18 protein-coding genes are annotated in these 22169 nt (G+C 67.5%); 7 read left to right on the top strand and 11 right to left on the bottom strand.

What is annotated here, in order from left to right:
- Positions 1-636 carry a hypothetical protein gene (locus ACQY78_RS11800; RefSeq protein ID WP_428685821.1) on the bottom strand — a complete coding sequence of 212 codons (636 nt, stop codon included), beginning with the start codon at positions 634-636 and terminating at the stop codon, positions 1-3.
- Between the two features lie 122 nt (positions 637-758).
- Here ACQY78_RS11800 and ACQY78_RS11795 point away from each other — a divergent pair, with 122 nt between their 5' ends.
- A complete protein-coding gene (locus ACQY78_RS11795) occupies positions 759-2636 on the top strand; it encodes an adenylate/guanylate cyclase domain-containing protein (protein ID WP_428685819.1) in 1878 nt (625 codons plus the stop codon).
- Between the two features lie 16 nt (positions 2637-2652).
- Here ACQY78_RS11795 and ACQY78_RS11790 read toward each other — a convergent pair whose 3' ends face one another.
- Both ACQY78_RS11790 and ybaL read right to left on the bottom strand, forming a co-directional pair.
- Positions 2653-3123 carry a YHS domain-containing (seleno)protein gene (locus ACQY78_RS11790; protein ID WP_428685817.1) on the bottom strand — a complete coding sequence of 157 codons (471 nt, stop codon included), beginning with the start codon at positions 3121-3123 and terminating at the stop codon, positions 2653-2655.
- 99 nt (positions 3124-3222) lie between these two features.
- The gene (ybaL, locus tag ACQY78_RS11785) at positions 3223-4890 is read right to left on the bottom strand and encodes a YbaL family putative K(+) efflux transporter (protein WP_428685815.1); all 1668 of its coding nucleotides are present in this window, start codon (positions 4888-4890) and stop codon (positions 3223-3225) included.
- A 92-nt stretch (positions 4891-4982) separates the two neighbouring features.
- On the opposite strand from ybaL, the gene ACQY78_RS11780 reads away from it, so the two are divergent.
- Together ACQY78_RS11780 and ACQY78_RS11775 are read left to right on the top strand one after the other, a co-directional pair.
- Entirely contained in the window at positions 4983-5960 is a 978-nt protein-coding gene (locus ACQY78_RS11780; protein ID WP_428685813.1) for a Bug family tripartite tricarboxylate transporter substrate binding protein, read from the top strand.
- 20 nt (positions 5961-5980) lie between these two features.
- Positions 5981-6124, top strand: a complete 144-nt coding sequence (locus tag ACQY78_RS11775) for a hypothetical protein (RefSeq protein ID WP_428685811.1) — start codon at positions 5981-5983, stop codon at positions 6122-6124.
- 19 nt (positions 6125-6143) lie between these two features.
- Here ACQY78_RS11775 and ACQY78_RS11770 read toward each other — a convergent pair whose 3' ends face one another.
- Both ACQY78_RS11770 and ACQY78_RS11765 read right to left on the bottom strand, forming a co-directional pair.
- Entirely contained in the window at positions 6144-7304 is a 1161-nt protein-coding gene (locus ACQY78_RS11770) for a mandelate racemase/muconate lactonizing enzyme family protein (protein WP_428685809.1), read from the bottom strand.
- Between the two features lie 38 nt (positions 7305-7342).
- Positions 7343-7684, bottom strand: coding sequence for a response regulator (locus ACQY78_RS11765; RefSeq protein WP_428685807.1), 342 nt, complete (start codon positions 7682-7684; stop codon positions 7343-7345).
- Between the two features lie 97 nt (positions 7685-7781).
- Between ACQY78_RS11765 and ACQY78_RS11760 the strand changes: the two genes are divergently transcribed.
- Together ACQY78_RS11760 and ACQY78_RS11755 are read left to right on the top strand one after the other, a co-directional pair.
- Entirely contained in the window at positions 7782-8363 is a 582-nt protein-coding gene (locus ACQY78_RS11760) for a biliverdin-producing heme oxygenase (protein WP_428685805.1), read from the top strand.
- Positions 8356-10890 carry an HWE histidine kinase domain-containing protein gene (locus ACQY78_RS11755; protein ID WP_428685803.1) on the top strand — a complete coding sequence of 845 codons (2535 nt, stop codon included), beginning with the start codon at positions 8356-8358 and terminating at the stop codon, positions 10888-10890. Before ACQY78_RS11760 ends, ACQY78_RS11755 begins: the two co-directional genes overlap by 8 nt.
- Here the strand turns inward: ACQY78_RS11755 and ACQY78_RS11750 are convergent.
- Entirely contained in the window at positions 10887-12104 is a 1218-nt protein-coding gene (locus ACQY78_RS11750) for an MFS transporter (RefSeq protein WP_428685801.1), read from the bottom strand. The genes ACQY78_RS11755 and ACQY78_RS11750 overlap by 4 nt on opposite strands.
- A 2-nt stretch (positions 12105-12106) precedes the next feature.
- On the bottom strand, positions 12107-13051 hold the full coding sequence (locus ACQY78_RS11745) for an SMP-30/gluconolactonase/LRE family protein (RefSeq protein WP_428685799.1): 945 nt from the start codon (positions 13049-13051) through the stop codon (positions 12107-12109).
- 428 nt (positions 13052-13479) lie between these two features.
- Here ACQY78_RS11745 and ACQY78_RS11740 point away from each other — a divergent pair, with 428 nt between their 5' ends.
- Entirely contained in the window at positions 13480-13806 is a 327-nt protein-coding gene (locus tag ACQY78_RS11740) for a hypothetical protein (RefSeq protein ID WP_428685797.1), read from the top strand.
- A 273-nt stretch (positions 13807-14079) separates the two neighbouring features.
- Positions 14080-15945: a dihydroxy-acid dehydratase gene (locus ACQY78_RS11735; protein WP_428685795.1), complete on the top strand. Its 1866-nt coding sequence runs from the start codon at positions 14080-14082 to the stop codon at positions 15943-15945.
- A gap of 128 nt (positions 15946-16073) precedes the next feature.
- Here the strand turns inward: ACQY78_RS11735 and ACQY78_RS11730 are convergent, their stop codons facing one another.
- From ACQY78_RS11730 to ACQY78_RS11715, 4 genes are all read right to left on the bottom strand, one after another.
- A complete protein-coding gene (locus ACQY78_RS11730) occupies positions 16074-17759 on the bottom strand; it encodes a hydantoinase B/oxoprolinase family protein (RefSeq protein WP_428685793.1) in 1686 nt (561 codons plus the stop codon).
- Complete coding sequence (locus tag ACQY78_RS11725) at positions 17756-19825, bottom strand: hydantoinase/oxoprolinase family protein (RefSeq protein ID WP_428685791.1); 2070 nt, start codon at positions 19823-19825, stop codon at positions 17756-17758. Before ACQY78_RS11725 ends, ACQY78_RS11730 begins: the two co-directional genes overlap by 4 nt.
- Positions 19822-20799, bottom strand: coding sequence for a Bug family tripartite tricarboxylate transporter substrate binding protein (locus ACQY78_RS11720; RefSeq protein ID WP_428685789.1), 978 nt, complete (start codon positions 20797-20799; stop codon positions 19822-19824). The genes ACQY78_RS11725 and ACQY78_RS11720 overlap by 4 nt, the downstream gene beginning before the upstream one ends.
- A 102-nt stretch (positions 20800-20901) precedes the next feature.
- The gene (locus tag ACQY78_RS11715) at positions 20902-22050 is read right to left on the bottom strand and encodes an aminotransferase class V-fold PLP-dependent enzyme (RefSeq protein ID WP_428685787.1); all 1149 of its coding nucleotides are present in this window, start codon (positions 22048-22050) and stop codon (positions 20902-20904) included.
- Positions 22051-22169 lie beyond the last annotated feature (119 nt).

The following is a 22169-nucleotide window of genomic DNA, read 5'->3' as shown; positions in this document are numbered from 1 at the left end:
CTACTGCGGCCAGCCCAGCTCGATCTCGATGACGACGGGCTTGACCTGACGCATCGCGGAATCGGTCGAGGAAAACTCGACGTCGCCGTTCACCTTGTCGAGCGCATCGCCCGGCGCATCGGTCGGCGGGTCGAAGCGGACCGAGAGGTTGCAGCCGCCGACCGGTTTGTCGAGGCGGCCGCCGTCCCAGCCGTTGGTGTAGCCGCCGAGGTCCCAGCCGAAGCCGGTCAGGGTGAAGGGCTTGCCGTTCATCGCCTCGATCTCCGCCAAGGTGGCGCCGTTCGTCACCGGCTTGTCGAGGCCGGTGACGGCAACCGGCCAGGTCGAGCCGTTTCGGATGATGACGACGTTGGGGCGCGAATAGGAATCGTGCCACAGGATGTCGATACGCTTGGCGGGATCCCTGGCGAAGACGACGGTTCCCGGTTCCGTATTGCCCTCGCCGACGGGAATGGCGGCCCGTTCGACGTTGGCGGCGCCGAACACGCGCGCCAGCGTGCGCTCGTCGGCGGTGCGGGCGAAGGGACCGGTGCAGTCGAGCACGGTCGGGGCCTCGCTCTGGGCGAGCGCCGGTGTCGCAAGGGTGACACAAAGGAGACAGGCAAGGCGCCCGGACAGGAACAGGGACGGTGACATCTCGCTCTCGAACCGCTCTGGCGGCAAAGGCCGTCCGAGCGCCATATTGTGGCCGCTGCAAGGGAGCAGCAGCATGACCGTGGAATTCGTCTTTTATCACACCCGGCGCTGACGCGAGACCGATGACGTCCCCGATCACCACCCGCAGGCTGGCGACGATCCTGTTCGCCGACGTCTCCGGCTACAGCCGCATGATGCGCGCAGACGAGGAACGCACCCTCGTCGACCTGCGTGCGCATCTGGCCGAGCTGGTGGCGCTGGTGATCGAACGGTTCGGCGGCCGCATCGTGAAGACGGTGGGTGACGGTGTGATGGTCGAGTTCGGCAGCGCGGTCGAAGCGGTGCGGTGCGCCGTCGACCTGCAGCGCGGCATGGCGGCGCGCAACGACGGCGTGCCGATGGAACGGCGGCAGACCTTCCGCATCGGCATGCACCTCGGCGACGTCATTGCCTCCGAGGACGATGTGTTCGGCGACACGGTGAACGTCGCCGCCCGCCTGCAGGGCGTGGCCGAGCCGGGGTCGGTCGTCCTGTCGGCCGCCGTCTACGAGCAGGTCCGCGACAAGCTGGCTTTGCCGTTCCGTGACCTCGGCAACCGCTCGGTGAAGAACATCGACCGGCCGGTCCGCGTCTATGCGCTGGACTCCGCGTCGCTCGCCGAGGGCGCACCGTCCCGGCCGCTTCCACGGGTGCGCAAGCGCCTCGTCACGGCCGTTTCATCCGTTGCGGTGGTCCTGCTCGCGGGTGCCGGCACCCTGGCCTATTTCTCCGGCCACTTCCTGCCGGCGGAGGAGGCGGTGGCGGCCGCGCCGGTGCCGGTCGAGACCGGCCTGTCGGTGGCGGTGCTGGTGTTCGCCAACCAGAGCGGCGATCCCGGCCAGGACTATTTCTCCGACGGGCTGACCGAGGACATCACGCGCGCGCTGGGCCGCTTCAAGCAGCTCACGGTCCTGTCCTACGGGGCGGTGCTGCCGTTCCGCGGGAAGAACCTGCCGCCGCAGGAGATCGGCCGCGCGCTGCGGGCGCGTTACATCGTGGGTGGCACGGTGCGTCGCATGGGGCCACGGGTGCGCGTCACCGTACAGTTGAGCGACGCGATGACCGGCACGCAGCTCTGGTCGGAGCACTACGACGACGATCTGGGCGACATCTTCGCCGTGCAGGACCGCATCGCCCGCCGGATCGCCGGCACCCTGGCGACCAACCTGCAGCAGCTCGCCGTGCAGCAATCCCTGCGCAAGCCCACCGACAATCTCGATGCCTACGACATGCTGCTGCGCGGCCGCACGAGGGCGGCGGAGACGACACCGTCGGGCAACCGGGCGGCGCGCGAGATGCTGGAGAAGGCGATGGTGATGGCGCCGAACTATGCCGATGCCTATGCCGAACTGGCCGGCGTCCATTTCGAGCGCGCCACCTTCGGCTGGTCGGAATTTCCCCAGCAAGACATCGACACCGCGATCCGCTACGCGCAGAAGGCGATCGACCTCGACGAGGAGAGCGTGCTGGCGCACGGCCTGCTCGCCCGTGCCTATGCCGCGACCCGCAAGTACGACCTCGCCATGGCCGAATCGGAGCGCGCGCTCGAGATCAATCCCAGCGACGCCGAGGTGCTGCGGGCCCGCGCTGCGGTGCTGCTGTGGACCGGCCGCATCGAGGAATCGATCGCGACCGCGGAGATTGCCAACCGTCTCAACCCCAATATCGGCCCCGAAGCCGCGCTCAATCTCGGCATCGCCTATCTTCTGAGCGGCCGCTATGCCGATGCGGTGCGCCTGCTCGAGACCGTGCGCGCCCGCTTCCCGGCCTATCCGCTGCTCGACCTGCCGCTGGCCGGCGCCTATGCCGAGATGGGCCGCACGCCCGAAGCGAAGGACGCTATGGCAGAGGGCCGGCGCAAGAACCCGCATCTCGACGCCGCGAGCTTCGGTTCGCGCTTCCAGGATCCGGCCCTGCAGCAGCGGCTCGCGGCGAGCCTGCGCAAGGCCGGGCTGGACTGACGCAACGGCGGCCGGCTCACGGACCGGGCGACCTCTTCAGGTTCTGCCAGTTTCCGCTGGCCTTCGTCGCGTTCGTCCCGGAGTCCTGGCGAAACCGCTCGGAACCCGCGGCGCTGGCAAAGACATAGAGACGGCCGTCGGAGATGGTCCAGATTGTCGGATCGGATTCGCGCAGGTTGCCGTTGGCCATGTTCATGGCGCACTGGCCGCCGAACTGGGGCGCGTACTTGTCGGGATCGGCCCTGAACAGGTCGCGGTGCCAGGCATTCGCGAAGCGGTAGCGCACGCCGTCCCAGACCAGCTCGTGATCGGCGACGCCGAGTGTGGCCACGCCCAGGGTGAAATAGGCGACCGGATCGTAGCCCTTGAGACCGAGACGCTCGGCAACAGCCGGTCTCGGTTGCGCGAAGGACAGAGGTGCTGCGGCCATGCCGACTGCGAGGGTCGCAGCGGCCATTCCCCACAGGAATGCACGGCGCGTGGACATTTCAGTCTCCAGGTATGATTGCAAACGAGCCGTACCCTGCGAGATGGGCTTCAATTTGGGCGCGATGGGGGCGGCCTGTGAACGGTCGTTCAACCCGTGTCAGACCTGAGTCGTGGACGTGTCGGCCCGGCCGCGCTCCAGCATGCGGTGGGCAATCTCGGTCTCGCCGAGGACGATGAGATTGGCGCCGAGCTTCTCGAAATGTTCCACCGTCGCGCTCGAATGGGCCCGGGCCAGGATATCGAGCCCGGGATTGGCGGCGCGGGCCTGCTGGACGATCTGGCCGGCCTCGAAGGCCTCCGGGATGGTGACGTAGAGGCGCCGCGCGCCGGCGAGGTTGAGCGCCGCGATGATCGCCGGTTCGGCGGCGTTGCCGGTGAAGACCTCGGCACCGTCGCTGCGGGCGCGCGCGACGCCGGCATCGCTCGCCTCGACGACGATCATCCTGGCGCCATCGCCCCGGAGGCCGGCGCCGACCAGCGAACCGACGCGGCCGTAGCCCACGACGATGTCATGGCCGGTCAGGGTCGTTGGCGTGAGGGCGGTCTCGGGTTCGTCGTGCCGGGCGGCCGGTTCGGCGGACTTTTCCTGGCCCAGGCGCTCGAGCAACGTGAAGATCAGCGGATTGAGCATGATCGACACGATGGCCCCGGCCAGGATGAGGTCGCGCGACTCCCTGGGCACCATGCCCAGGCCGATGCCGATCCCGATCAGGATGAACGAGAACTCGCCGATCTGTGCCAGGCTCGCCGAGACGGTGAAGGCGGTCGACCGGCTGTGCCCGAATGCCCGTACGATGACGTAGGCGGCCACCGACTTGCCGACGATGATGATGGCGATGGTGGCGATCACCGCGAGTGGGTGCTCGACGAATACGGCCGGGTCCAGCAGCATGCCGACCGAGACGAAGAACAACACGGCGAAGGCGTCGCGCAGCGGGATGGCTTCCTCGGCGGCGCGCTGGCTGAGGTCGCTTTCGCCCAGCACCATGCCGGCGAAGAAGGCACCAAGGGCGAAGGAGACGCCGAAAAGGTGGGCCGCGCCATAGGCCACCCCGAGGGCGATCGCATAGACGGCGAGTCGGAACAGTTCGCGAGAGCCGGTATGCGCGGTGAAGTGCATCAGCCAGGGAATGACGCGCCGGCCGACGATCAGCATGATCGCCACGAAGATCGAGACCTTGGCCAGCGTGATCAGAAGGGTGAACAGGATGCGGGTGGCGGGCACGCCGTTGCCCGCCGTCGCGACCGCGAGCGCCGGCAGCAGGACCAGCGCGAGCACCATCGCGAGATCCTCGACCACCAGCCAGCCGACGGCGATGCGGCCGCGATGCGTCTCGAGGATATGCCGCTCCTGCAGGGCGCGGATCAGGACGACGGTGCTGGCAACGGAGAGCGCCAGGCCGAAAACAAAGCCGGCAAGGGGCGGCCAGCCGAGCGCCCAGGAAAGGGTGGCACCCATCAGGGTCGCGACGGCGATCTGCCCGATGGCGCCGGGGATGGCGATGCGCGCGACCGAGAGCAGGTCCTTCAGAGAGAAGTGGAGGCCCACGCCGAACATCAGCAGGATGACGCCGATCTCGGCGAGTTCGGTGGCGAGCGCGGGATCGGCCGTAAAGCCCGGCGTATAGGGACCGACCAGGACGCCGGCCAGCAGGTAGCCGACCAGCGGCTGCACCCGCAGCCTCTGGGCGATCAGACCGAGCACGAAGGCGAGCATCAATCCCGCAGCGATCGTCGCAATGAGCGGGGTCTGATGCTCCGGCATCCGGTTTCTCCCGGCGATGAGTGGGCGCATTCCGGTGTGGCGCGCCTCATCGGAAATTGCAATCAGTCTGAACGGAATTGGGGAGGCTCGAAATGAAGATATCGCGACGCACAGTGCTGGGCAGCGGCCTCGCCTTGTCGACGGCCGGTGCCGCAGCCGCACCGGCATGGGCGCAGGCCTATCCCAGCAAGCCGATCCGCTGGATCGCGCCCTTCGCCGCCGGCGGCAACTACGACCTGACCTCGCGGCTGGTCGGCGAGGGCATGTCGCGCGCCCTCGGCCAGACCGTGCTGGTCGACAACCGGCCCGGCGCCGGCGGCCTGGTGGGAGCGGAAGCGGCGGCCAATGCGCCGGCCGACGGCTACACCGTCGTCATGGGCAGCTTCAGCGTACTGTTCGTTTCGCCCTATCTCGCGGGCAAGCCGTCGCTGGTGCCGCTGTTCGCGCCGATCAGCCTGCTGTCGACCGTGCCCATGATCCTCGTCGGCAAGCCTGACGGTCGCTTCGCCGACATGCGCGCCGCCCTTGCCGAAGCGAAGGCCAAGCCCGGCACGGTCACGATCGGTCATGCCGGCAACGGCACGACCAACCACATCGCCATCCTGCGCCTCGAAGTGAACGAAGGCGTGAAGTTCAACATCATCCCCTACAAGGGATCGGGGCCCGGCCTGACCGACCTGATGGCCGGCCAGATCGATCTCTACATGGACCAGCTCACGACATCGCTGCCGCACATCAAGTCGGGCAAACTGAAGGGCCTGCTGGCGATGAGTCCCGATCGCATCGCGCAGTTGCCCGACATGCCGTCGCTCACCGACATCGGCAGCAAGCCGTTCGACGGCGGCACGACGGCCGGCGTGCTGGCGCGCGTCGAGACGCCCCGGCCCATCCTCGAAACCCTGAACGGCGCCGTTGTCACGGCCCTGAAGGACCCGGCAATCGCCGCGAAGCTCGCCGAACTCGGCGCCGTGCCACGCCCTTCGACGATGGCGGAGTTCGCAGCTTATATGAAGGACCAGGAAGCAGGCGTTAGCGCACTTGTGAAGTCAGGTTTATTGAAACCCGAATGAGCGGGTGCCATGTGGGCGGCATGACAATTCTTTTCAGAACGATCACGCTGGTCTTGGCCTTTGCCGTAGCCGGTGCCTTGGCGGGCTGCTCGGGCTCAGGCATCCCGCAGGACGACCGGTATCAGACCCACCGCAACGGCAGCTGGGACAACTGGCGCGGCTGACCGGGGAGAAGGAAAGCCCTCAGGCGATCTCCTTCATCACCGACCACAGGTCGGCTTTGCGTTCGAAGCCAATGCCCGGCGCGTCGGGCAGCGACACACGGCCGTCAACCACCGCACAGTCGTCGGCGAAGCCACCGAACGGCGCGAAAACCTGAGGATAGGATTCGTTGCCGCCGCATTGCAGGCCGACGGCGATGTTGAGCGCGAACTGATGCCCGCCATGCGGCACGCAGCGCCGCGGCGACCATCCGTGTGCCTTGAGCATCTCGAGCGTGCGCAGATACTCGACCAGGCCGTAGGACAGAGCGGGATCGTATTGCAGGATGTCGCGGTCGGGCCGTAGCCCGCCGTGGCGGATCAGGTTCCGCGCATCCTGCATCGAGAAGAGGTTCTCGCCTGTGGCGAGCGGCGGAGCGTACTCGGTAGCGAGCGCGGCATGCGCCAGATAGTCGAGCGGGTCGAGCGGCTCCTCGTACCAGCGCAGGCCGAAGCCCTGGATGGCGCGGCCGAATTCGATCGCGGTGGTGAGGTCGAATTTGCCGTTGACGTCGACTGCCAGACGCTCGCCGGCGCCGACGATGTCCAGCACCGCCTCGATGCGCTTCAGGTCCTCGGCCAGCGGCACGCCGCCCACCTTCATCTTCACGCAGGAATAGCCGAGGCCGAGATAGTGCTTCATCTCGTCCTTGAGCCCGTCCAGCCCCTTGCCTGGATAGTAGTAGCCGCCGGCGGCATAGACCCACGCCTTCTCGTCGGCCTGGCCGCCGTTGTAGCGATCGGCCAGCAGCTTCCACAGCGGCACCCTCTTGGCCTTGGCGACGGCGTCCCAGATCGCCATGTCGAGCACGCCGACCGCGACGGAGCGCTCGCCATGGCCGCCGGGCTTTTCGTTCGCCATCATGACGGCCCAGCATTTCGCGGGATCGAGCAGCCCCTCGGCATCGAGCAGCGACTCGGGCTTGGCCTCGCTGAGCCGCGGAATGAAGCGTTCGCCCAGCAGCCCGTGCTGCGCGTAACGGCCGTTCGAATTGAAGCCGAACCCCACCACCGGCCTGCCGTCGACCATCACGTCGGTGACCACCGCCACGACCGAAGCGGTCATCTGGCTGAAGTCGATATAGGCGTTGGCGATCTTGGAGCGGATGGGCGAGACGATGTCGCGGATGGCGACGATGCGCATGGGGGCGTCCGTGTCTTGGAGTGCCGGGTCCGGACCTTCTACAGGTGCGCGCGGGCGACGGCCAGTAGACGCGGCGGCGGCACCGGCTTGCGCAGGAAGAGCGCGTCCGAAAGGTCGGCCGGAACCTTGCCCGGATCGCTCGCCGAAACGAAGACGAAAGGGACGCCCCGTTCGCGCAGGTGCTTGGCGAGAGAGAAGGTCAGTCCGTCCAACAACTTGATGTCCAGAAAACCGAAGTCGACCCGCTGGGATGCCAGCACCATCGCGTCCCCGGTATTGCCGGCGACGAACGGCGTGCAGTCGAGCTGGTCGCGAACGAGGGCCGCCAAGTGGTCCGCCACCAGTTCGTCGTCTTCGACAATGAGAACGTGCTTGCCCATGGCGACTTGGGAAACGCCGTCTCGTTGAGCGGGTTGCCGCGAAAAACACAAATCAGTTCGTCGAACCTTGGACGGGCTGTTGCGTAGTATAGGTCGAATGCAGCGAGCGTTTTCCATCGCTGCGCCCGCACGGTCCTCCGCCCGCCAGATGTTGCTTTCAGCAACTTCGGCGCTCCATGGGGAGGTCGACGGGCGCTTTTCCGGTCCTTTCGACACGGACAAGAATGCCTATTCGGCGTTTCTGGTGATGCTCGCCCGCGCAGTCCCGCCGCTCGAGCGCGCGCTGGAGGAGGGCGGTGTGCAGCGGCTCCTTCCGGATTGGCCGTTGCGGCGTCGTGCCGACGCGCTTGAGCGCGACCTCGACATACTCGGCGTTTCCAAGCCGACAGCGATTGCCGTCGACGTGACGCGCGATGAGGCGCGCCTGTTCGGTCGCCTCTATGTGCTGGAGGGCTCGCGCCTCGGAGCCAAGCTCCTCGTCAAGCGCGCCCGGGAGAATGCCGAGGTGGAGGTCCGGGCGGCGACGAACTACCTGGCGCATGGGGCGGGCGCCGATTTCTGGCGCAGCTTCCTGCAACGGCTGGAGAACTCCGAGGCGGTTGCCGCGTCGCCCGAACGGACGATGCTGGGCGCACGCGAGGCCTTCGGCTTGTTCATGATGGAACCGGCGCATGCCTGACCCGGTGTTTCCCGTCGACCTCACCAACTGCGACCGCGAGCCCATTCATCTCCTCGGGGCGGTTCAGCCCTTCGGCTTCCTGATCGCGCTCGACAGCACGCAGTGGATCATCACGCGCCTGTCGAGCAACGCCGTTGCCTGGCTGGGGGCCGGTCCGGCCGAACTGGTGGGCCGGCCGATCGAGGACGTGTTCACCCACGAGTCGATCCATCTGATCCGGGGCCAGCTCCAGACCGCGGTGTTCACCAACACCGTGGCGCGGGCCTTCTCCGTGGCGCTGCTGACCGACGGCTCGCGCTTCGACCTCGCCGTCCATGTGAACGGCGACACGATCGTCATCGAGGCCGAACCCTGCATCGACGAGCAGGGGGTCAACTCGGGAGCGCTGGTGCGCGCCATGATCGCGCGCCTGCAGCAGACCCCCGATCTCCGGACCTTCTACCGGGTCGCGGCCCGTGAAATGCGCGGCCTCACCGGCTTCGATCGCGTGATGATCTATCGCTTCGACCATGACGGCTCGGGCGAGGTGATCGCGGAGTCGGCGCGCGGCGGCCTCGAAAGCTATCTCGGCCTGCACTATCCAGCTTCGGATATACCGCGGCAGGCGCGCATCCTCTACGAGCGCAACTGGCTGCGTATCATTCCCGATGTTTCCGCGACGCCCGTCGCCATCCAGCCCGGACTGATCGGCGGCCGGCCGCTCGACCTGTCGATGAGCGTGCTGCGCAGCGTCTCGCCGATTCATATCGAGTATCTGCAGAACATGGGCGTCGGCGCTTCGATGTCGGTATCGATCCTGCGCGATGGCAAATTGTGGGGCCTGTTCGCCTGCCATCATTACGGGCCCCACACGGTGCCGTTCGAACGGCGCACCGCGGCGGAACTGTTCGGCCAGATGTTCTCGCTGCTGATGGAGAGTCGGGAGCGCGACGGTGAAGCGGCCTACGAGGCGCGGGCGCGCAAGCTCCATAACCAGCTCGTCACCGTGATGGCGGCGGAAGCGACCCGCTTCGACAGCATCGTCTCCCACCTCGACGAGATTGCCGATCTCCTGTCCTGCGACGGCATCGGCGTGTGGACGGGCGGAAACGCCACCCTGCAGGGCATTGCGCCGACGCAGGACCAGTTCATCGGCCTGATCGACCATCTGACGCGTCGCGACCTCGGCGATGTGCTGGCCTGCCACGAGATTGCGGAAGAGTACGCGCCCGGCCGCGACTTCGCCGACCGCGCGGCCGGCATGCTGGTCGTGCCGCTCTCGCGCCCGGCACGGGACTTCCTGATCTTCTTCCGCAAGGAAGTGGCGCGTTCGGTGAACTGGGCAGGAGATCCCAGCAAGCCGGTCGTCGTGGGCCCGCTCGGCGCGCGCCTGACGCCGCGCAAGAGTTTCGAACTATGGCGCGAAACGGTGAGCGGCCAGTCGATCCCCTGGCAACCGGTCGACGTGCGCATCGCCGAGAGCCTGCGGGTCAGCCTGCTCGAGGTCATCCTGCACCTCTCCGACATCACCGAGGTCGAGCGCCGGCGGGCGCAGGAGCGGCAGGACCTGCTGATCGCCGAGCTCAATCACCGGGTCCGCAATATTCTCGGCCTGATCCGCGGCGTCATCTCCCAGAGCCGCGATCCCTCCCTGACGGTCGATGCCTTCACCGATGTCGTGGGGGGGCGCATCCAGGCCCTGGCGCGCGCCCACGATCAGATCACCGCCGACAACTGGGGACCGGCCTCGTTCCGCGGCCTCGTCGTCGCCGAGGCCGGAGCTTATCTGGGTGGAAAGGCCACGCGCGTGCGCCTCTCGGGGCCTGAGATGCTGCTCGAGCCGCAGGGCTTCACCACCCTGGCGCTGGTCGTGCACGAGCTGATGACGAACTCCGCCAAGTACGGCGCGCTGAGCGACAGTACCGGCGCGATCGATATCGAGACCCGGCTCGATGCGCAGCGCGACCTGCACATCACCTGGACCGAACAGGGCGGTCCGCCGGTGACGCCGCCGACACGGCGTGGTTTCGGCTCGACCGTGATCGAGCGATCGATCCCCTACGACCTGAAGGGCGAGGCGACCGTCGCCTACGAGGTGACGGGTGTGTGTGCCAGGTTCGTGATCCCCGCGAGCTACGTTCGTCCGGCGGCGGGCGCGCTGGCCGAACCGCCCGCAGAGGCGGCAGCGGAGGTGAGCGCGGCGGACCTGCCGAAGGACGTGCTGATCGTCGAGGACAACATGATCATCGCGCTCGACGCCGAGAGTTCGCTGGTTCGCGCCGGCATCGATACGGTGCGGGTGGCCGCCAGCGTGGCGCAGGCTATGCGTGCGATCGCCACCCGTCCGCCGAACTTCGCCCTGCTCGACATCAATCTCGGCCGCGAAACCAGCTTCGTGGTCGCCGAGCATCTCGATTCGCTTGGCATCCCCTTCGTGTTCACCACCGGCTACGGCGAGGACATCGCCTTCCCGCCGAAGCTGCTTGGCGTACCGCGCATCCGCAAACCCTATAGCGGCGACGCGCTGCTGATGGCGATGCGCCGCTAGCCTGCCGCGAAGACGTTGCGGCGGTTCTGGCGGAACAGGAGCCACCACGCGACAGCGCCGTTCAGCAGGTTCCAGGCAATGCCGTTGATGAAGGCCGCGCGATAGGAGCCGGTCATGTCGAACAGAACGCCGCCCATCCATCCGCCCAGTGCCATGCCGACCAGGGTCGAGGAGATGGCGAGGCCGACCCGGAAGCCGGCTTCCTTGGGCGGGAAGTATTCGCGCACGATGATGGCGTAGGACGGGACGATGCCGCCCTGGAACAGACCGAACATCGCCGAGGCGAGATAGAGCGAGTTGACCGAATCGTCGACGAGATAGAAGACCAGCGCCACGCACTGAAGGGTCGAGCCCAGCAGCAGGGTCTTGATGCCGCCGACCCGGTCGGCGATCCAGCCCGAGGCGATGCGACTCACGATGCCGAAGCCCAGCATCAGCGACAGCATCTCCGCGCCGCGCGCCACGCCGTAGCCCAGGTCGGCGCAGTAGGCGACGATATGGACCTGCGGCATCGACATGGCCACGCAGCAGCCGATGCCGGCGACGACCAGCACCGCCTGCAGGGCGTTCGGCGACAGGCCGAGTGAGCGCGGCGAATGGGCGGCGGCGCCGGCCGTTCCCGCGGCGCCCGTCATCTGCTCCTGCGGCGGCTTGCGGCGGAGCGTCAGGGCCAGCGGGATCATCGCCAAGAAGCACAGCGTGCCGGCTGCCCAATAGGTGACCCGCCAGCCATGATCGTGGATCAGCATCTGGATGATCGTCGGCCAGATCGCGCCGGCGAGATAGTTGCCGGAGGCGGCGATGGCCACGGCGATGCCGCGGCGCTTGTCGAACCAGTGCGAGATGTCGGCGACCAGCGGCGCGAAGGTCGCGGCCGAGCTGAAGCCGATCAGCACCTGGACCGCGGCGAACAAGGGCAGCGCGGTCGCCAGTGGCGCCAGCGCGAAGCCCAGGGCGAGGCCCGTCGCGCTCAGCACCGCGGTGAGGACGATGCCGCGCTTGTCGACCAGCTTGCCCCAGGTGACGCCGCCGGCGAAGAAGCCCAGCGTGTTCATCGTATAGGCAAGGGAGATGTCGGCGCGGGTGACGCCGAAATCCTGCTGGATCGACGGCAGCGCCACGACGAGGCACCACATGCCGATGCCGCCGACCGTGCTCAGCGTCACGCTGGCGGCAAGACGCCACCAGGCATAGCTCGACTCGACTCCGGACATGATCAGCCGCCGATCGCGCCCTGCGTGTTGACGTAGAGCGCGTAGAGCGAGTGGCTCGCCGCCATGAACAGGCGGTTGCGGTAACGGCCGCCGAAGCAGACGTTGGCGCAGCGCTCGGGCAGGTCGATATGTCCGATGGGCTTGCCCGCCGGATTGAAGATGCGCACGCCGTCGAGTTCGGCCGAGCCCATGCCCCAGCCGCACCACAGATTGCCGTCTACGTCGACGCGGAAGCCGTCGGGTGAGCCGCCGGGACCGGCATCGATCAGCACCGAGCCCTTGCCCAGCGTGGTGCCGTCGGTCGACACGTCGTAGGACAGGATCGTGCGGTGCGGTTCGGCTCGCGAGGCCACGACATAGAGTTTCTTCTCGTCGGGCGAGAAGGCGAGGCCGTTGGGGCCGGGAATGTCATCGACCATCATGGCGAGCTTGCCGGTCGTCGGATCGAGGCGATAGACGGCGGGGCTGTTCTCGCTCTCTTCCTTGTGGCCTTCGTAGTAGCCCAGGATGCCGAACGTGGGATCGGTGAACCAGATCGAACCGTCCGACTTCACCACCACGTCGTTGGGCGAGTTGAGCGGCTTGCCGTTGTAGGAATCGGCCAGCACGGTGATTGCACCGTCATATTCGAAACGCACGACGCGACGGGCATCATGCTCGCAGGCAATCAGCCGGCCGCGGCGGTCCCGGGTATGGCCGTTGGCGTTGTTCGAGGGCTTGCGGAAGATCGAGACGTTGGCCGTCTCCTCGTCCCAGCGCAGCACGCGGTTGTTGGGAATGTCGCTCCACAGGAGGTAGCGGCCGTCACCGAACCAGACGGGCCCCTCGGACCAGCGGCAGCCCGTGTAGAGCCGCTCGACCGAGGCCAGCGCCAGCCGGTACTGGTTGAACGACGGGTCGAGCACGCGCACGGCCGGATCCGGATAGCGCTCGCTGGGCTGCCACATCTTGGTTTCCTCGTTTCATTCGTGACGGGGAGACTAGCGCCAAGTCGCTGCTTGCGCCTCCTTGGAATTGGCAAGGCCACCGTGCGGGCATGGAGGGCCTGACGGTCTCATCGTGTGGTTGCAATTGGCTTGCCGCATCTGCAACCTGCTGTCCTTCCGTCGGGGCCTCGGAACGAAACTGTTCGGCTTGGTCAACTTGCTGGCGCTGCTCGTGGCGATCGACCTGGCAACGATCGCGACGGCGGTCGCACAGCCTGCCTCGCCGCCGTCGAGCAAGGCTGACGATGCATTCACCTATTACTATCGCGACCCCCGGCCCGAGCGTCTGGTTGGCTGGTTCGAGACTTTCGGCGGAAGCAGCAGGATTGGGTCGCCTATCCGCCGGTGGCGGGCTTCTTCTCCTTCGTGTTCGCAGCCAGCCGGGATGGATGGAGAAGCTGGTTCCCGCTCGGCTCAATCCTCCTCAGGCCGATACGATTTCTGCGGCCCTGCGCCTCTCCGGACAGCCCGTATCGAGGGACTTGCAGGCCCGCCTGGCGCAGGCCGGGACGGATTCCACGCTCGCGGCCCAGTTCGCCGGCCTGCCAAACCGGCTGACCGACCTGCGGATCGCCACGCCGACCCATCTCGACATCCTCAAGATCGCCGGGGATCAGCCGTCAGGATTATGGGCGAACTGGCAAAGCTCAAGGACAGGTACGACCGAAATCTCCTGGTCGAAATGGTCTATGCCGCCACGGCGGCTTGGGCGCTGACATCCAATGCGCGGCAACACGCGTTCGTGGACGGTACCGTGACCCGCTACATTTCGGGACATTCGGGGACGCTGGTGGCAAAGGTGTTGTCGGCCTTGAAGGGGGCCTGACCCTCCATCCAGCCGGTTCCGGGGAGCGGTTTGGTGCCTGCCAAGCCCGCAAATAAATCGTGGGAATGGCATGGCGGGCCTGTGATATACCGCCGGACCCGTCCGCCGCGCAGGCGGGCCAACGCCAGCAATTCTGATATCCAAGTCCTATGGGATGGTTGTGATGAAGCCGAGCTTTGTGACCATTGACCGACATCCTGGCCGCTCCACCCAGACCATCGGTGTGGCCCGTGCGCTCGGGACCGATCCCGATCTCATTCACGAGCCGTCGGTCGGCGTCGTCGGCACCAAGGGCGACAGCCAGTGCTATCTGGGCGTCCTGTCGAAGGTCGAGGCGATCCACGCCCAGCTCAAGGCCCGAATCGGCACGGGCCCCAACCAGCTCAAGATGCGCCTGGTCCAGCCCGAGTACACGATCGCCACCTCGGACGGCATCCGCAACGGTACGCGCGAGATGCGCTACTCGCTGATCGGCCGCGAGGTCACCCAGGACGCGCTGTGCGAGCATCTGAGCGCCACCGGACTCGCCGGCACGATCGCGGTCGTGGCCTGTGACAAGCCGCCGGTCGGCACGCTGTCGGCCCTGCTTGAGCACAATCTGCCCTCGATCATCATGTCGGACGGCCCGATCCATCCGGGCAAGGATCCGAACACCGGCGAGGCGCTCGACATCGTGAGCGCCTACCAGGTCGCCGGCCATCCCGATCCGGAATACCGGCATCACATCGCCTGCCACGCCTGCCCGGGCTACGGCAGCTGCGGCGGCATGTTCACCTACAACACCATGCAGACCTTCATCGGCGTGGTCGGCATGCAGCCGCTGCACATGGTGGCGCCGCCGTCCGACGATCCGCGCCGCACCAACGAGTTCGCCGCCGAGCTGGTCGACCTGCTGGCCAACCTGATCGCGAAGGACCTGAAGCCGCGCGACATCGTCGTGCGCGATTCGATCCGCAACGCGGTGATCGTGGCGATGGCCATCGGCGGCTCGACCAACGTGGTGCTGCACGCGCCGGAAATCGCCCGCGCCGCCGGCTTCGGCGACTTCTGGAAGGATGTCATGACGCCGGAGGAGTTCAACTACCTCTCGCAGCATGTCGTGCCGGTGCTCACCGATGCGCGGCCCTACGGCAAGTATTCGATGGTCGACATCGACGAAGTCGGCGGCGTGCAGGTGATCGTGCGCGAGCTGCTCGAAGCCGGCCTGCTGAACGGCAACGTGCTGACCTGCACCGGCGAGACGCTGGCGCAGCAGGTCGAGCGGCTGGGGGCCAAGAAGGCCGACGGCCGCGTGATCTATCCGGTCGAGAAGCCCTACAAGCCGACCGGCGGCCTGCGCATGCTGGGCGGCAACCTGTCGCCGGACTTCTCCGCGATCCTGAAGCTTGCGGGCGTCGAGGGTGGCCTCGAGGACAACCTGTTCCGCGGCCGCGCCCGCGTGTTCGAGGGCGAGCAGGGTCTGCTCAAGGCACTCGACGAGACGCCGGACACTTTCCAGAACCACGACATGATCATCGTGCGCTACGAGGGGCCGAGCGGCGCGCCCGGCATGCCGGAGATGCTCGATCCGACCTCGCGCATCACGACGCTCTGCCGCGAGCGCAACATCGTCGTGGCGTTGATGACCGATGCGCGCTTCTCGGGCGGTTCGGTCGGCCTCGTCATCGGCCATGTCGGGCCCGAGGCGGCGCTGGGCGGGCCGATCGCGCTGGTCGAGGACGGCGACGAGATCGTGGCCGACCTCAACGTCAACGAGCTGAACTGCACGGCGTTGAAGGATCCTGCCGTGTTCGCCAAGCGCAAGGCGGCGTGGGAGAAGGCGGTCGCCGGCAATGGCGGCATCCATCCCAATTGCGGCATCGCCGACACGCGCCTGCTCCATCGCGCCCGCACCAGCGCGGTGCCGGCGACGCGCGGCGGCGGCCTGCATCCCAATCGCGAGGTCTGGGTGCGCGCGCCGCGCAAGGCCGAGCGCCAGGACTTCAAGCTGCGCAACAAGCACCGCCCGGCGTTCGACAAGAGCTTCTGACGGGACGCGGACTTCGCCGAATACATCAACGCCAGAGGGTCATACCTCTGGCGTTTTCATTGGAGCGCGCCACTTCAGTGGCGCTCTTCGGAGTCCGAGGCGCAACTGGAGTTGCGCGCTCCAATGAGTCAATCGCCCTCGATGCCGTAGGCCGCCTTGGCGGCTTCCTCGCTGACCAGGCCCAGCCGCACGTCGCGTTTGACCGATTCGGGATCGCGCTTCGCCGGATCGCCGTAGCCGCCGCCGCCGGGCATTTCCACCACAAGACGCTCGCCGGCCGGGATGGTCTGGAAGCCCTTGGCCTTCAGCTCCTGCCCTGACGCGAGCGACAGACGGCCGTTGGCGCCGGGCCTGCCGCCGTCGCGGCCGCGCGCGGGATACTTCACGCGTTCGAAGGTGGCGAAGATGCCGAAGGGTGCGCCTTCGCGGTGCTCGACCTCCATCACCTGGCCGAGGCCGCCGCGCTGGGCGCCGGGGCCGCCGGAATCCTGGCGGTATTCCTTCTTCCACACGACGACGGGCGCGATGGTCTCGGTGATCTCGACCGGCACGTTGCGCACCCCCGACGGGAAGGGCGTCGCCGAGAGCCCGTCGAGCGTCGGGCGGGCACCCGCGCCGCCGGAATGGAAGGTCGTCACCATGAAGGGACGGCTGTTGCCGATCGTTCCCGTCATGCCGTGGCCGGCGCCGAGCTTCAGGTTCCAGAGGTTGGACGTGCCTTCGGCCGGCACCTGCCCCGGGATGACCTGATGCAGCGCGTCGAAACAGACGTCGGGCAGCATGTGGCCGATCGTGCTGCGCGCGTTCACCGCGGCGGGATGGAGCGCATTGACGATGGTGTTGTCGGGCGCCGTCACCAGGATCGAGTCGAGCGTGCCGGCATTGTTGGGAATGGTCGGCGCCACGATGCACTTGATGCCGAAGGCGGTGTAGGCCTCGGTGTAGCACATCGGCGAATTGATGCCGTAGATCGACGAGCCGGAGGTGCCGGCATAGTCGACCGAGATATGATCGGCATGGATGGTGACGGCGGCGTGCAGGTCGATTGGCGCGTCGTAGCCGTCGATCCGCATATGGCCCTTCCAGGTGCCGCGCGGCAGCTTCGAGATGGCCGCGATCATGCCGGCGCGGCTCTTCTCGATGATGTGTTCCCCCAGCTCGTCGAGAGTGTCGATGCCGTGCTCGGCCATCATGTCGGACAGCCGCTTCTCGCCGATGCCGTTGCAGCCGATCAGCGCGTGGATGTCGCCCTCGACCTGCACCGGCTCGCGCACGTTGGCGCGCACGATGCGCATCACGCTCTCGTCGATCACGCCCTGGCGCATCAGCGGCAGCAGCGGCAGGAAGAGGCCCTCGTGGAAGACCTGCCGCCCGTCGGGCGACTGGCCGAGGCCGCCGATGTCGACCACGTGCGTGGTGCAGGAGAACAGCGCCACCAGCTTGCCGTTGTGGAAGGCGGGCGAGGTCACGACGATGTCGTAGAGATGGCCGGTGCCCTTCCACGGATCGTTGGTGACGTAGGCATCGCCCGGCTTCATCGTCTCGACCGGGAATTCGCGGATGAAGTGGATGACGCTGCGCGCCATCGAGTTCACATGGCCCGGCGTGCCGGTCACGGCCTGCGCCAGCATGCGGCCCTCGAGGTCGAACACGCCGGCCGAGATGTCTCCGGCCTCGCGCGCGCTGGTCGAGAAGGCGGTGCGCACCAGCGCCCGCGCCTGCTCCTCCACGACGGAGAGAAGGCGGTTCCACATGACCTGCAGCCGGATGTCGGCCAACGGAGATTTGGCCGGCGAATTGGCAGACGTGCTCATGCGCGGTCCTCCAGGACGATCTGGCCCACTTCATTGATGTGGGCGATGAAGCCGGTGGGAACGACGGTGGTGGTGCCGTCCTCGACGATCAGCGCCGGTCCGTCGAATGACATGCCGGGCGTCAGCGCCTTGCGTTCGTGGAGGGCTGCCCGTTCGAGGAGGCCGCTCGCGGGATCGAACACTTCGCGATGGCCCGACGGGGCCGGCGCAGTGACCCTGGGGACGGGTTTGGCCGGCGGCGGCAGCGGCCGGTCGGTGCTGATCGACAGGGTCCAGGTCAGGGCTTCGACTTCGAGCTTGGGAATGGCGCGGCCGAACACCTGCTCGTAGGTCGCCTCGAAGCGGCGGCGCAGTTCGCCCGCGGCATCCGCTGCGAACGGCTCGTTCGGCAGGGGGACGGCGATCTCGTGGCCCTGGCCGCGATAGCGCATGAAGGCCAAGCGCGATTCGATCAGCGTCTCGCCGGGCGCCGCCGGCTGCACGACGGCCTCGGCCTCGGCCCGCATGGCAGCGAACAGCTCGTTCAGCATCTTGGCGTCGAACATGTCGAGCCGCAGGTGCCGCGTCCTCACCACCTCGTAGGCGATGGAGGCGCGCAGGAAGCCGAAGGCGGAACCGACGCCGGCACCCACCGGGACGATCACCTGCTTCATCCCGAGCTTGCGGGCGAGACGCGCGGCATGCAGCGGCGCGGCGCCGCCGAAAGCGATCAGCGCGCGGTCGGCCGTGTCCTTGCCGTTCTCGACGGCGTGCACGCGGGCCGCGCTCGCCATGGTCTCGTCGACGATCTCGGCCACGCCGGCGGCCGCGCCCTGGGCATCGGTGCCGAGCGGGCCGGCCAGCGCCTGCAGCGCGGCCTCGGCCTTGTCGCGGTGAAGCGGAATGGCGCCGCCTGCGAAGCGCGTGGGATCGAGCCGCCCCAGCGCGGTATCGGCGTCGGTCACGGTGGGCTCGGTGCCGCCGCGTCCGTAGCACGCGGGACCGGGCACGCTGCCCGCGGAATCGGGACCGACCTGGATGCGGCCCAGCTCGTCGAGGCGGGCGATCGAGCCGCCGCCGGCACCGATCTCGACCAGCTCGATGACCGGGATGCGTACGGGCAGGCCGGAGCCCTGCACGAAGCGATAGGCGCGCGCGACTTCGAACTGTCGCGAGCGTTGCAGCTCGAGATCGTCCAGCAACGTGAGCTTGGCCGTGGTGCCGCCCATGTCGAAGGCGACGGCCCGGCGGGCGTCGTTCTCGGCCGCGACCGTGCGCGCCAGGATCGCGCCGCCGGCCGGTCCCGATTCGACCAGCCGCACCGGATAGCGCCGCGCCGTATCGACCGTCGTGATGCCACCCGACGACATCATCAGCAGCAAGGGTCCCGCGATTCCTTCCTTCCGCAGGTCGGCCTCGAGCTGGCCGAGATATCCCGCCATGCGCGGCAGGACGTAGGCATTGGCGATGGTGGTCGAGGTGCGCTCGTATTCGCGGATCTCAGGACAGACCTCGCAGGAGAGCGAGATGGCGACGCCCGGCAGTTCCTCGGCCAGGATCGCACCGACGCGGCGCTCGTGCGTCTCGTTGGTGAAGCTGTGCAGGAAGCACACGGCCACCGCCTCGATCTTCTGTGCCTTGAGTTCGGCGGCGACGCGGCGCACCGCTGCCTCGTCGAGGGCCAGCAACACGGCGCCGTCGGATGCCACGCGCTCCGGCACGCCGAAGCGCAGGTCGCGCGGCACCAGCGGCTGCGGCCGCTCCATGTGGATGTCGTACTGCTCGAAGCGGTGCTCCCACGCCATCTCGACGGAATCGCGGAAGCCCTCCGTCGTGACCAGCGCCGTGCTCGCGCCCTTGCGCTCGATCAGCGCGTTGGTGGCAAGCGTCGTGCCGTGGACGACGAGCGTCACGTCCTGCGGCCGGCACTTCGCCTGGGCCAGGATGGTGCGCACGCCTTCCAGCACGGCGCGCTCGGGTGCGTCGGGCGTCGTCAGGACCTTGATCGCGTGCGAGGTCATGCCGGTTTCGAGCACGACGTCGGTGAACGTGCCGCCGATGTCGACGGCCAGGCGGGAGGACATCATTCGTCGACCTTGATGTTGCCCTTACGCACCACGTCGCCCCAGGTGACGGAATCGCGCTTGAGGAAGGGCACGTATTCGGCCGGGGAGAGAAGGGCTGGGGTGAGGCCATTCTCGTCGTATTTCTTCTTCACCTCTGGCTCGGCCAGGACCTTGGCGATGGCGGCGTACAGCCGGTCGACGATCGGCGTCGGCGTGCCGGGAGGGGCGGCGAGCCCGTACCAGTTTTCCGCCTCGTAGCCCTTTACGGCCTCGGCAAGCGTCGGCGTATCGGGCAGGACGGGCCAGCGCTCGGGCGAGGTCACGGCCATGGCGCGCGCCTTGCCGCTGCGGATCAGGCCGAGTGTCGCGGGATCGCCGAAATAGGCATCGACGATGCCGGCCGCCAGGTCGTTCAGCGCCGGGCCGGTGCCGCGATAGGGCACGTGGATCATCTTCAGGCCAGACATCTGGGTGAAGAGCTCGCCCGCGAGATGCTGGCTGGTGCCGATGCCGCCCGAGGCCCAGCGCAGCTCCTGCTTCTTCGCCAGCTCCATGAATTCCGGCAGGGTCTTCGCGGGCAGATCGTTTCGCACCGCCAGGATGAAGGGCATGCGCACGAGCCGAGTGATCTGCGTCAGCGCAGTCGGATCGTAGGGCATCTTGGCGCGCAGATGCGGGCCGGCGGTCAGCGTGCCGGCGCCGGTGAGCGACAGCGTGTAGCCATCGGGTGCCGCATGCGACATCGCCTCGACGCCGATGATTCCTCCGGCGCCGCCCTTGTTCTCGATGACGATGGTCTGACCGAGCTCCTTCGACAGCGGCTCCATCATCAGCCGCGCCGTCAGGTCGACGCCACCGCCCGGCGGAAAGGGAACGATGATCTTGATCGGCCGCTCGGGATACTTGCCCTGCGCGGAGGCGGCGCGAGCGATGAACGGTGAGGCGACCGCCGTGACGAGAAGCTGCCGCAGAATGTGTCGACGAGTGTTACGCAAGAACCAGTCCCCCTGTTACGCGCGCCGGCCTCGACAGTTCGGTGCGCCGGCACCGCTCATCGAATGCAATCGCGATGCCACCGACGGCTCGTCTTGTTGCGGCTAGAGCGCGACTTTCTTGAAGACATCGACGAAGCGATCGACGTCCTGCTCGTCGTTGTAGACATGCGGGCTGATGCGCAGGCGGCCGAGGCGCGGCGCGGCATAGACATTCTCTGCCGTGAGCTTCTGCGGCAGGTCGTCCGCCATGCCCTTGGGGAACTGCAGGCAGAGCAGGTGCGGCGCGCGCAGCTTGCGGTCGATCACGCGCACGCCGCAGTTGGCAAGTCCGTCGGCCAGGCGGTCCGTCAGCATGGTGAGGCGCGCGACGATGGGATCGTTGCCCCAGCCCGCCATTATCTCCATGCCGACCGCCGCCATTTCGAGCGTGATGAAATGGTCGCGCTCGCCCATGTCGTAGCGGCGCGCGCCATCGGCATAGGAAAGGTCGCGGAAATAGACTTTCTGCTCCGCTGCCACGCCCTTGCGCGCTGGCGCGGTCTGCTCGAGCGGTACGCCGTTCTGGTGTCGCTTGGCGACATACAGGAAGGCGCGGCCGTAGGGGCCCAGCACCCATTTGTAGGTCGGGAAGATCAGGAAATCGGGATCGAGCGTCTTCACGTCGATGCGGCGGACACCGGCATCGTGCGTGGCATCGACCAGCAACGCCGCTCCCGCCTGGCGCGCCGCTTCGGCAATGCGCGGCAGGTCGATGGCGCCGCCATCCGACCAGTGCACGGACGAGATCGAGACGAGGGAGAGAGGCGCTGCATCCTTGCGCGTCATCGCCTCCAGCACCGCCGAGGTCCAGTCGCCTTCGCCGGGCTGCTTCACCTGCTCGACGGTGTAACCACCCTGTTCGGCGCGGCTCATCCATTCGAGCACAGGAGAGGTATGGTCGTCCTGCAGCACCAGCACGCGGCTGCCGAGCGGCAGGCTCATCACCTTGCCCGCGGTCGAGACGCCGTAGCCGACGGAGGGGATCAGCGCGATATCGACGGCATCGGCGCCGATCAGTGCCGCCGCCGCCCGGCGCGCGCGCTCGTACTGCTTCGCCATGAAATCCGCGTCGAGTTTCCACGGCTGGCCCTTGCGCGCCACGCCGATGCGACCAGCCTCCTGCACGGCAAGCGGCAGCGGGCTCCACGCGGCGGCATTGAGAAAGCAGACATCGCGCGGAATGTCGAACAGATCGCGTTGGCAAGGGAGCATCGGACCGCCATCGGTGAAGGAGGCGGCGAGCCTAGGCCAATCGCCGACAAAGAAAAAGGACGCCCGTCTCGCGACGAACGCCCTCTTTGTTCTTTGGAAGTGCGAAGAAGGGCGCGGCG

Source organism: Reyranella sp. (genome assembly GCF_965279625.1).
In the GTDB taxonomy this organism is placed as follows: domain Bacteria; phylum Pseudomonadota; class Alphaproteobacteria; order Reyranellales; family Reyranellaceae; genus Reyranella.
Note: the sequence above shows the minus strand (reverse complement) of the source record. Positions and strands in the feature narration are given on the sequence as shown.